2 protein-coding genes are annotated in these 11,196 nt (G+C 65.7%); both read right to left on the bottom strand.

Annotated elements, in window-relative coordinates; translation table 11 throughout:
- Positions 1-3,360 (bottom strand): amino acid adenylation domain-containing protein, encoded by a 3,360-nt coding sequence (locus M5G17_RS18780; protein WP_273894417.1) that lies wholly within the window; start codon positions 3,358-3,360, stop codon positions 1-3.
- Complete coding sequence (locus M5G17_RS18775; RefSeq protein WP_273894416.1) at positions 3,353-11,182, bottom strand: non-ribosomal peptide synthetase; 7,830 nt, start codon at positions 11,180-11,182, stop codon at positions 3,353-3,355. Before M5G17_RS18775 ends, M5G17_RS18780 begins: the two co-directional genes overlap by 8 nt.
- Positions 11,183-11,196 lie beyond the last annotated feature (14 nt).

Here is an 11,196-nt window from a genome sequence, read left to right as displayed (position 1 = left end):
TCAGTTGGCCTCCAGTTCGGCGAGAAAGTCATGCAGGTCGCTCAGGTCTTCTTGTCCATTGACGTTAAGGCAGCGCTCGACGGCGTCTGCGTAATCCCTCAGCGAAGCGGCGATGAACAGCTGTTCCAGCGGCACGCTGACGCCCAGTTGCAACTGCACCTGAGCCGTCACCTGAGTGGCCAGCAGCGAATGCCCGCCGATTTCAAAGAAGTTGTCATCCAGGCCCACCTGCTCAAGTTTGAGCACCTCCTGCCACAGCGCCGCGAGCTGGCCCTGCAGCTCGGTTTCGGCGGCGACGTAGCGTGGTTGCTCGGCAGGCTGCGGGGCGGGCAGCGCCTTGCGATCAAGCTTGCCGTTGGGGGTCAGCGGCAACTGTTCGAGCAGTACCCAGTGCGCGGGGATCATGTAGTGGGCCAGCGACTGCTTGAGCGCCGCCTTGATTGCGTCGCGCAACTGCCCTTGGGCCGTCGCGTCCAGGCTGGCCTGGCGCGGCACGATATAGCCGACCAGTTGGGTACCGCTGTCCAGGGCCCTGGCGACCACTACCGCATCGCGCACCAGCTCGAGTGCCTGCAGGCGCGCCTCGATCTCGCCCAGCTCGATGCGAAAACCACGAACCTTGACCTGGTGATCTACCCGGCCCAGGTAGTCGATGACCCCGTCGTCGCGCTGACGTACCAGGTCACCACTGCGGTAGAGCCGTGCACCGTTGCTGCTGAACGGGTCCGGGACGAAACGTTCGGCGGTCAGCGCCGGACGCTGCAGGTAGCCGCGGGCAACGCCCTGCCCGCCCAGGTACAGCTCGGCAGGATGGCCGCACGGCACCTGTTGCAGGTTGGCGTCGAGCACGTAGGCGCTGCGATCGCCCACGCGGCTGCCGATCGGTGCATAGGCCGCCTGGCAACGGGCCTGGGCGTCGGCCTTCCAGAGCAGCGGAGTGACCACGGTTTCGGTCGGCCCATAGCCGTTGATGATGTACTGCGGGCGCAGTGCGCGTCGGGCCTGCTCGAAACTGGCCTCGGGCACCGCATCGCCGCCAAAGCAATAGATGCGCACCGGTGGCGGGTTGCCGTCGCGCTCGGCATGCTCGGCCAGCTGTTGCAGATAAGCTGGCGGGAAAGCGGCAACGCTGACGCCATGCCGATGCATTTGCTGGTAGGTTTGCGCCGACGTCCACAAGCTGTCGTCACGGATCAGCAGGCGGCCGCCATGGCTCAAGGTGGTCAGCCAGCGCTCATGGGCGCCATCGAAGGCGAACGACATGAAATGCAGCTCGCAATCGGCCGGGCTCATGGCATAGCGTTCGCCAATCGCCTGGCAGTGCATGGCCAGCGGCCCGTGGGTCACGGCAACCCCCTTGGGTTGGCCGGTGGAGCCTGAGGTGTAGATCACATAGGCCAGGTTGTCGCCGTGCAGTGTGACCGCTGGCGGTGTCGCCGGCAGGTGTTGCAGATCAAGCTGATCGAGCACCAGCACAGCGGCCTGTGGCAGCGCGGGCAACTGCGCCTGCAGGCTCGATTGGGTCAGCAGCACACCCATGGCGCAGTCGTTGATCAGGTACTCCAGGCGCTGGCGCGGGTATTGCGGGTCGATCGGTACATAGGCGGCGCCAGCCTTGAGCACCGCCAGCAAGGCGACCATCATGTCCAGGCCACGCTCAAGCACCACCGCGACCCGCACCTCAGGCCCCGCCCCGCGCGCCACCAGCTCGTGAGCCAGGCGGTTGGCCTGCTGGTCGAGCTGCGCAAAGCTCATCTGCTGCTCGGCAAACACCAGCGCTACGGCCTCTGGCGTGCGCTCGGCGAAGTCTTCGATACGCTGGTGAATCAAGCGCTCTAGCGGGTAGGCCGGGGGGCTGTTCCACTGCTCAAAGCGCAGGATTTCATCGTCTTCGAGCAGTGCCAATTGGCCGATTGGCTGCCCGGGGGCAGCCACCAGGGCCTTGAGCAACTGCTGCCAATGACCGGCCATGCGCGCCATACGCGCCTCATCGAACAGGTCGGTGGCGTACACCAGCGCCGCTTGCACACCATCAGCCTGTTCGGTGGTATTGAGGGTCAGGTCGAAATGGGTCTCGTGGCTGGCCCAACTGATGTTCTCCAGGTTCAGCCCTGCCAACGCTTGCGCAGGGACTGCGCCCTGGTCATCGACCTGATGGTTGAACATGACCTGGAACAATGGGTTGACACTCAGGCTGCGCTCGGGCTGCAAGGCCTCGACCAGTTGCTCGAACGGCAGGTCCTGGTGGCTCTGCGCCTGGTGCGCGTGCTCGGCGACCTGTTGCAGCAGCGCATTGAACGGCAGGCTCGGCTCAAGCTCGGCGCGCATGACCTGGGTGTTGACGAAAAATCCGATCAGCGCCTCGGTTTCTTCACGGTTGCGGTTGGCCACCGGTACCCCGACGCGGATGTCATTCTGGCCGCTGTAACGGTGCAACAACACCTGCAAGGCGGCCAGCAGGAGCATGAACAGGCTGACATTGGCGTCCTGGGCCAGGCGCCGGAGCGCGCGGGTCAGCTCGCCATCGAGCTGGAAGTCCAGGCGCGCACCGCGAAAGCTCTGCTGCGCCGGGCGCGGGCGGTCGGCCGGCAGTTCCAGCACCGGCTGCTCGCCACCCAATTGCCCGGTCCAGTAGTCCAGTTGCCGCTGCCCTTCGCCGGCGGCCAGCCACTGGCGTTGCCAGGCGGCAAAATCCCGGTATTCGATGGCCGCTGCGGGCAGCGCCAGGGTGCGACCCTCGACCTGGGCGGCGTAATGGCCCATCAGCTCACTGACCAGCAGGTTCATCGACCAGCCGTCGGCGATGATATGGTGCAGGGTCAGGACCAGCACATGGTCATCCTCGGCCACCTTGAGCAGGCGTGCACGGATCAGCGGATCCTGGCGCAAATCGAACGGCCGGCGAGCCTCGGCACGCACCCGCTCGACCAGTTCGGCCTGCACCTCAGCGCCGGTGCTGACGAAGGTTTCACAGCTCAGGCAGCCCGGCAACGCTTGACGCACCTGCTGCAGTACCGCTTCACCCTGCTGCACGAAGGCGGTGCGCAGGCTGCTGTGGCGCTGCACCAGCAGCGCCAGACTGTGCTCCAGGGCCAGGGGCTGAAAACCACCTTTGAGGCGCAAGGCCGTGGCGATGTTGTAGCCACTGCCCTGAGGGTCCAACTGCCAGAGGAACCATTGCCGCTGCTGAGCAAACGACAACGCCAGCGGCCCCTGTTCACTGGCCGGGATGATCGGCAGACGCTCGACCTTGACACCGGCCTGGCGCAGTTTGGCAAACAGTTGCTGACGCTTGTGGCTGTCGAGACCGCGAATGCGCTCGACCATTTCCTGCATCCGCCCTTGGCCTTGATCAAGCATTGTGTTCCTCCAGTTCGTCGAGCGCGCCGAAAATCAGGTCGAGCTCCAGCGCCTGGTCGTCTTCGCCCAGGGATTGCTGTAAATGATTGGCCAGCGCTTCGAGACGGCGCAGGCGATGAAATTCCTTGAGCGTTACATCCAGGCCCAACTGGCTGCGCAAACGCGATTGCAGCATCACCAGGTGCAGCGAATGACCGCCCAACTCAAAGAAGTCGTCGTCCAGGCCGACCTGCGGCACTTGCAGCAGCGCCTGCCAGATGTCGGCCAGTTGCACCTGCAGTTGGCTGTGCGGCGCTCGGTAGCCATGCGCCGAGGGCGCATCGTTGGCGGGCAAGGCCTTGCGGTCGAGCTTGCCGTTGGCGGTCAGCGGCAGGCGCTCAAGCACATGCCAGTGCGAAGGCTGCATGTACTCGGGCAGGCTCTGGGCCAGAGCCTGGCGCAGAGCATCGGGCGCCAGGCTGGCTGCACCCGCTGGCACCACATAGGCCACCAGTTGCGGCCCGCCCGAGCCGGGCAAAGCCAGTACCAGCGCATCGGCCACCGAGGGCTGGCGCAACAGCTGAGCCTGGATCTCGCCGGTCTCGATACGAAAGCCGCGGATCTTCACTTGCTGGTCACTGCGCCCGCTGTAGCACAGCTGCCCCGCTTCGCCGTAATGGCCCAGGTCGCCGGTGCGGTAGAGCCGGGCACCGGGATCCTCAGCGTGCGGGTCGGGTACAAAGCGCTCGGCCGTAAGCCCGGGGCGCCGGTGATAGCCGCGGGCCAAGGAACGGCCGGCAATGCACAGCTCGCCGACGACACCGGCCGGCAGGCACTGCATGTGGCTGCCGAGCACCTGCACGCGGACGTTGTCGATTGGCCGGCCAATGGCTGCCATGAGCGGTTGGGCGACGCTATCGATGATCTGGCAGGTCACCTCGATGGTGGCCTCGGTCGGCCCATAGAGGTTGACGATCGGCCCCGACCAGTACTCGCGAACCTGGTTGACCAGCGCGCCACTCAGGGCCTCGCCGCCGACCATCAGGTAACGCAGACTGCTCATGTTCTGCGCCGTAGCATTGCCCAGCAGCGCTTGCAGCAACGACGGCGCCGCCTGCACCACGCTGATCTGCAGCGCCTGCACCTGGGTCCACAGGCGCGACATGTCGCTGGCCAGTTGCGGCTCGGCGATCACCAGTTGCGCCCCGCACATCAACGGCAGCCAGCACTCCCAGACCGACGCATCAAAACTCAGTGCGGTCTTCTGCAGGACCCGGTCACTGGCGTGCAACGGCAGTGTGCGCTGCATCCAGCGCATGTGGTTGGTCAAGGCCTGGTGACGCACCTGGACCCCTTTGGGCGTACCGGTCGAGCCGGAGGTGTAGATCATGTACGCCAGGTGCTGCGCATCCAGCGCTACGCCCAGGTCGGCAATCGGCGGCCTGGGCACGCGGGCGTCGTCGAGCATCAGCACCTTGACCTGGGCCGGCACCTGCAGCGCAACACCTGGACGGCTGAGCAACAGGCGTGCATCACTGTCGGCGAGCATGAAGTCGATCCGCGCCTGCGGGTAGTTCAGGTCCAGCGGCAAATAAACGCCACCGGCCTTGAGGATGGCCAGCAAGCCGACGAGCATCTCCAGGCTGCGTTCAACCGCCAGCGCGACCACCACATCCGGCCCCACGCCGGCTTCGCGCAAGCGCAATGCCAGGTGATTGGCCTGGGTATTGAGCTGCCCGTAGCTCAGGTGCTTGCCGGCAAACTCCAGGGCCGGGGCCTGCGGGGTGGCCAGCGCCTGGGCTTCAATCAGTTGGTGGATGAAGCCCTCGTGCGCCGGCACCGCAGCCTCTGCCCCGGCCAGTTGCAGCACTTCGCCGCGCTGCCGGGCAGCGAGCATCGGCAGCTCGCCCAGAGCGCGCTCGGCGGACTCGGCCAGCGCCACCAGCAGGTGCTGGAAGTGCCCGGCCAGGGCGTGCAAGGCCTCGTCGCTGAACGCTTGGCAGGCATAGTTGTAATCGAGGCTCAGTTGCTCGCCCAGGTTGACCGCCACCGACAAAGGGTAGTGAGTCTGCTCGTGGTTGTGCAGGGTGCCGAAGCGCGGCCCTTGCGCCTGCTCGAGGGCTTGGGCCAGCGGGTAGTTCTCGAACACCAGGATATGGTCGAACAGCGCCTCCTGTTGCCCGGCCCAACGCTGGATCTCGAACAAGGGCGTGTGCTCGTGTTCGCGCAGTTCAAGGTTGAGCGCCTGCACCGTTTGCAGCCACTGCGCCACGGTCTGCTCGGGGCGCGGGCTGGCAATGACCGGCAAGGTGTTGATAAACAGACCGACCTGCTGTTCCAGGCCCGGCAGCGCCATACTGCGACCGGCCACCGTGGCCCCGACCACTACGCTGCTGCGCCCGCTGTAATGCTGCAACAGCAGCAGCCAGGCACCCTGGACCAGGGTGTTGAGGGTGACTTGCTGTTGCCGGGCAAACTGGCTCAGGCGCGCACTCTGCTCGACACCGATGGTTTGGTGATAGTCGCCGCGCAGCGCACTGTCGCGGTGTGCCCCGGGGACGTACTGGGCCAGGTACAAGGGGCCATCCAGCGCCTGCAGCTGATGCGTCCAGAACTGCCTGGCCGCCTTGCTGTCGAGCTGCTGCAAGCGCTCGATGTAGTCACGGTAGCGGCTGGCCGGCCGCGCCGGCACCAGGCCGTGGTAGCGCTGCAATACCTCGGCCAGCACCCGGGCATTGCTCCAGCCATCCATGAGGATATGGTGATGGGTGTAGATCAGGTGATGGCGGCGCTCGGCGACGCGCACCAGCACCAGGTTCAGCAAGGGCGCCGCCTGCAAGTCGAAGCCCTGTTCACGTTGCGCCAGGGCCTGGGCGTCCAGCAACTGGGCCAGGTCCGGCCTGTCGCGCCAGTCGTGCTCGAGCAAGCTAAGCGCGACCTGCTTGCGTACAAACTGCAAGGGTTGCTGCAACGGCTGCGCCAGCTCGCCTTGCCAGATAAAACCGCTGCGCAGGATATCGTGGGCCTGCAGCGTCGCCTCCCAGGCCTGATGCAGGCGTGCAGGTTCAAGATCGTCGACATCGACCCGCAACTGGTTGATATAGGCGCTACCTTGCTCAGCGTAAAGGCCATGAAAAAGCATGCCCTGCTGCATCGGCGACAGCGGATAGAGGTCGTCGACCAACCCGGGCAATGGCGCCAGCTCGTCAAGCTGGCGCTGGTCAAGCCCGGCCAGGGGGAAATCCGCAGGCGTAGGCTGCACGCTGTCCTGGCTGCAGCAATGCTCCACCAGTTGCAGCAGCTGGGCACCATAGGCATTGGCCAGGGACTGGATGGTCGAGGTGTCGAACATGGCCTGGCTGAAGGTCAGCGACAGGTTCAGTTGCCCGCCATAGACCTGGCCTTCGACGCTGAGCCAGTTGGCCAACGGGGCATCGGCAGCCTGGCTGGCACCGGGGCTTTCCTGGGCCGGAACGAACATCGAGCGCTCATCGAACTGGCTGTCGAAACGCCCCAGGTAGTTGAAGGTGATCCGCGCCCGCCCCGGGCTGTCCTTGAGCCTGGCTTGCACCTGGGCAGGCGCCAGATAGCGCAGCACGCCATAGCCCAGGCCGCGATCGGGCACCGCGCGCAACTGCTCCTTGATGCCTTTGATCGAGGCCGACAGCTGCGCCGCAGGCTGTAAACGCAGCGGGAACAGGCTGGTGAACCAACCCACTGTGCGCGTCAGGTCGATACCGGCGAACAACTCTTCGCGGCCATGGCCTTCGAGCTCCACCAGCATGCTGTCTTCGCCACTCCAGTCGCACACCGCCCGGGCCAGGGCCGTCAACAACAGGTCGTTGACCTGAGTGCGATAGGCGGCGGGAGCATCCTGCAACAGGCGGCGGGTGTTGGCGGCATCGAGGGTGAACTCGACTTTGCCGGCATCGCGATTGCTCAGGCCACCCTGGGGATTGTCACAGGGCAGGTCCAGCGCCTGCTCCAGTTGTGCTTGCCAGTAAGGCAACTGCTGCGCCGCAAGCGTGGCGTAGTCATGCAAATGCTCGGCCCAGGCCTGGTAGGCGCTGGTCTTGGCCAGTTGCGCCGCCGCTTGCCCGGCCTGCAGGCAGGTGTAGAAATGCTGCAGGTCTTCGAGCAGGATGCGCCACGACACCCCGTCCACCACCAGGTGGTGAATCACCACCAGCAAGCGCTGGCCGCCGTCGGCCATCTCCACCAGCATGGCGCGCAGCAACGGCCCGTTGGCCAGGTCAAGGCTGCGCTGCGCCGCCTCGCACAGCGAGGCCAACGCCTGGGCATCGGTTGCCTGGCGTAGCCACAGCAGGTCGTCGGCAGGTTCTTGAACGTGGTACTGGTGCCAGCCATCGACGCTCTGTTCGAAGCGCAGGCGCAAGGCATCGTGCTGCGCCAGCAGCTGCTGCAGCGCACTGTTCAACAGCGCCGGCAGCAGCGCCTGGCGCGGGGTCAGCAACAGCGACTGGTTCCAGTGGCTACGGCCGGCCATGGCCTGGGCAAAAAAGCCCTGCTGTACAGGCGTAAGCCGCACCTCGCCGCTAACCCGCCCCTGTTCGGCCTCGACCTGCGCCTGCTGCCCGACCCAGGGTTCGAGGCTGCGCAGCGTCTGGTACTGGAACAGATCGCGCGGACTGAGCTGCAAGCCGGCCTGGCGGGCGCGGCTGACCACCTGAATGGCGATGATCGAATCGCCACCCAGGGCAAAAAAATTGTCATCCAGCCCGACCTGCTCAACCCCCAGCACAGCCTGCCAGATGGCCCCGAGCTGCTGTTGCAAAGCGCTCTGTGGCGCAGCATAGGCCACCTGGGCCTGGGCATCCGGCGCTGGCAGGGCCTTGCGGTCGAGTTTGCCGTTAGGGGTCAGCGGCAAGTGCTGCAGCGCCAGCAACTGGCTCGGCAGCATGAACTCGGGCAAGGCCAGCAACAGCCAGTCCTTGAGCTGCTGCTGCCAGTCGGCGGGCGCCTGCTCGAGCACCAGGTAGCTGATCAGTTGCTTGCCGTTGTGCGCCAGCACCACCGCCTCGCGCACCAGTGCGTGCTGGGCCAGGCGTGCCTCGATTTCCCCCAGTTCGATGCGCAGGCCACGGATCTTGACCTGATGATCGAAGCGCCCCAGGTACTCGATCACGCCGCTTTCGCGCTGGCGGACGCGGTCGCCGGTACGGTACAGGCGCTCGCCCGTGCCGAACGGGTCGACCACAAAGCGCTCGGCGGTCAGCCCCGGGCGCCGATGATAACCCCGCGCCAGGCCCTGCCCGCCCAGGTACAGTTCGCCGGATACCCCAGGCGGCACGGGCGCAAGGCTGGCATCGAGGACCAGGGTTCTCAGATTGGCGATCGGCAGACCGATCGGTACGCTGTCCCGGCCCTCGTCGACGCAGGTCCAGTGGGTAACGTCGATGGCCGCCTCGGTGGGGCCATAGAGGTTGTACAGCGCAGCCTGGGGCAGCCTGGCGAACACCTGCTGCTGGGCATCCACCGGCAACGCCTCGCCACTGCAGACGATGCGTTTGAGGCTGTGGCAGCCCTCGACACCCGGCTCATGGATAAAGGCCTGGAGCATCGATGGCACAAAATGCAGGGTGGTAACCTGCATGCGCTCGATGCTGGCGATCAGACGCGCAGGCTCACGGTGCTCTCCCGGCGCCGCCACCGCCAGGCGGGCACCCGCCAGCAGCGGCCAGAAAAACTCCCAGACCGACACATCGAAACTGAACGGGGTCTTTTGCAACACCGTGTCGCTGGCGTCCAGGCCATAGGCCTGCTGCATCCAGCACAGGCGGTTGACCAGGGCCGCGTGGCTGTTGCCGGCACCCTTGGGGCGGCCGGTGGAGCCTGAGGTGTAGATCACATAGGCCAGTTGCTGCGGGTCAATGAGCAACTGCGGGTTAGCCGTGCTGTAGCCGCCCAGCCAGGCCCCGGCCTGGTCCAGCACCAGCACCTGTACCGCCTGCAACGGCAGGCGCTGGGTCAATGCCGCCTGGGTCAGTACCAGGCGCACGCCGCTGTCTTCGATCATGTAGGCCAGGCGCTCGGCCGGGTAGTCCGGATCGAACGGCACATAAGCGGCGCCAGCCTTGAGTATTGCCAGCAGGCCGACGACCATCTCCACCGAGCGTTCGACGGCGATGCCGACCAGGCTGTCGACACCGATGCCGGCCTCGATCAGGCAATGGGCAAGCTGGTTGGCGCGGGCGTTGAGCTCGGCATAGGTCAGGGTCTGCCCGGCAAAAATCAATGCGCTGGCATCGGGGCTGCGCTCGACCTGGGCTTCGATCAGCCGCTGCAGCGGTTGCTGCAACGGGTAGTCAACGCCGGTGTCGTTCCAGTCGACGACGATCCGCTGCAACTCGGGCGCATCGAGCATCGCCAGTTGCTCCAGAGGCTGGTTCGGCGCAGCAAGCATCGCGCGCAGCAAGTTCAGCCAATGCCGGCCCATGCGCGCGATGGTGGGTGCATCGAACAGGTCGCTGGCATAGGTCAGCGCCGCCTGTAACTGGCCACCTTGCTCGTAGGTGTCCAGGCTCAGGTCGAACTGGGTGGTGCGGCTCTGCCAATCGACCTGGCTCATCTGCAAACCACCGGCCAGCTTCAGCGTGGTGACGTCGGCAACCTGTGGCTGGTGGTTGTACATCACCTGGAACAGCGGCGTGTGGCTGAGGCTGCGCTCAAGGTCAAAAGCATCGACCAGTTGCTCGAACGGCAGATCCTGGTGCGACTGAGCGCCCAGCACGGTCTCTTTGACCGCCGCCAGCAACTGGCGCACGGTCATCTGAGCGTCGAGCTGATTGCGCAGCACCTGGGTGTTGACGAAGCAACCGATCAGGCCTTCGACCTCGCTGCGATTGCGATTGGCAATCGGCACACCGATGCGCAGGTCGCCCTGGCCGGTATAGCGATAGAGCAGGATGTTGAACGCGCTGAGCAGCAGCATGAACAGGGTCACCCCTTCGCTACGCGCCCAGGCGCCCAGCGCCTCGGCCAGCGCCGGGTCCACGCTAAAGCGTTGGCGGGCGCCGCGATAGCTGGGCAGCGCCGGGCGCGAATGATCCAGCGGCAGTTCCAGCGGCGGATGCTCCTCGCCCAGTTTGGCGCGCCAGTATTCGAGCTGGCGTTCCTTCTCGCCGGCTTCCAGCCAGCAACGCTGCCACAGGGCATAGTCGCTGTACTGGATCGGCAGCGCCGCGAGCGTCGGCGCCTGGTTGCCCAGGTGCGCGGCATACAGCTGGCTGAACTCCTCGATCAGCACGTTCATCGACCAGCCGTCAGAAACAATATGGTGCAGGGTCATCAGCAACACATGCTGGTCGGCCGCAAGCTTGAGCAGCAGCACCCGCAGCAAGGGCCCGCCGGCCAGGTCGAATGGCTGCAGTGACTGCGCCTCGGCCAACGCTCGCAGCCGTTGCTCACGCGCCTGCTCTGGCATGGCACTGAGGTCCAGGTGCTCGACCTGCGGCCACTGCGGCGCCGGCAGCAGGGCCAGTTGCTCGTCGGCCTGCTGCACGAAGACACTGCGCAGGGTCTCGTGGCGCTGCACCAGGCTGGCGAAGGCCTGCTCCAGGGCTGCCACCTGCAATTTCCCCTGCAAGCGCACGGCACTGGGCAGGTTATAGGCGGCACTGGCAGGCTCGAGCTGCCACAGCAGCCACATGCGCTGCTGGGCATAGGACAGGCCGCCGCGCTCGGCCACCGGCACCTGCGCAGGGATCGGGAACTGGGCGAAGTCGACGCCCTCGCGACGCAGGCCCTGGAGGAAGATCCGGCGCTTTTCCAACGGCAACTCTATGAATCGGCGGGCAAGCTTGCGGGCATCTTCGGCATTCATCGACTTTCATCCAT

Origin of the sequence: Pseudomonas rubra, from assembly GCF_028656935.1 — a bacterium.
Lineage (GTDB): Bacteria > Pseudomonadota > Gammaproteobacteria > Pseudomonadales > Pseudomonadaceae > Aquipseudomonas > Aquipseudomonas rubra.
Note: the sequence above shows the minus strand (reverse complement) of the source record. Positions and strands in the feature narration are given on the sequence as shown.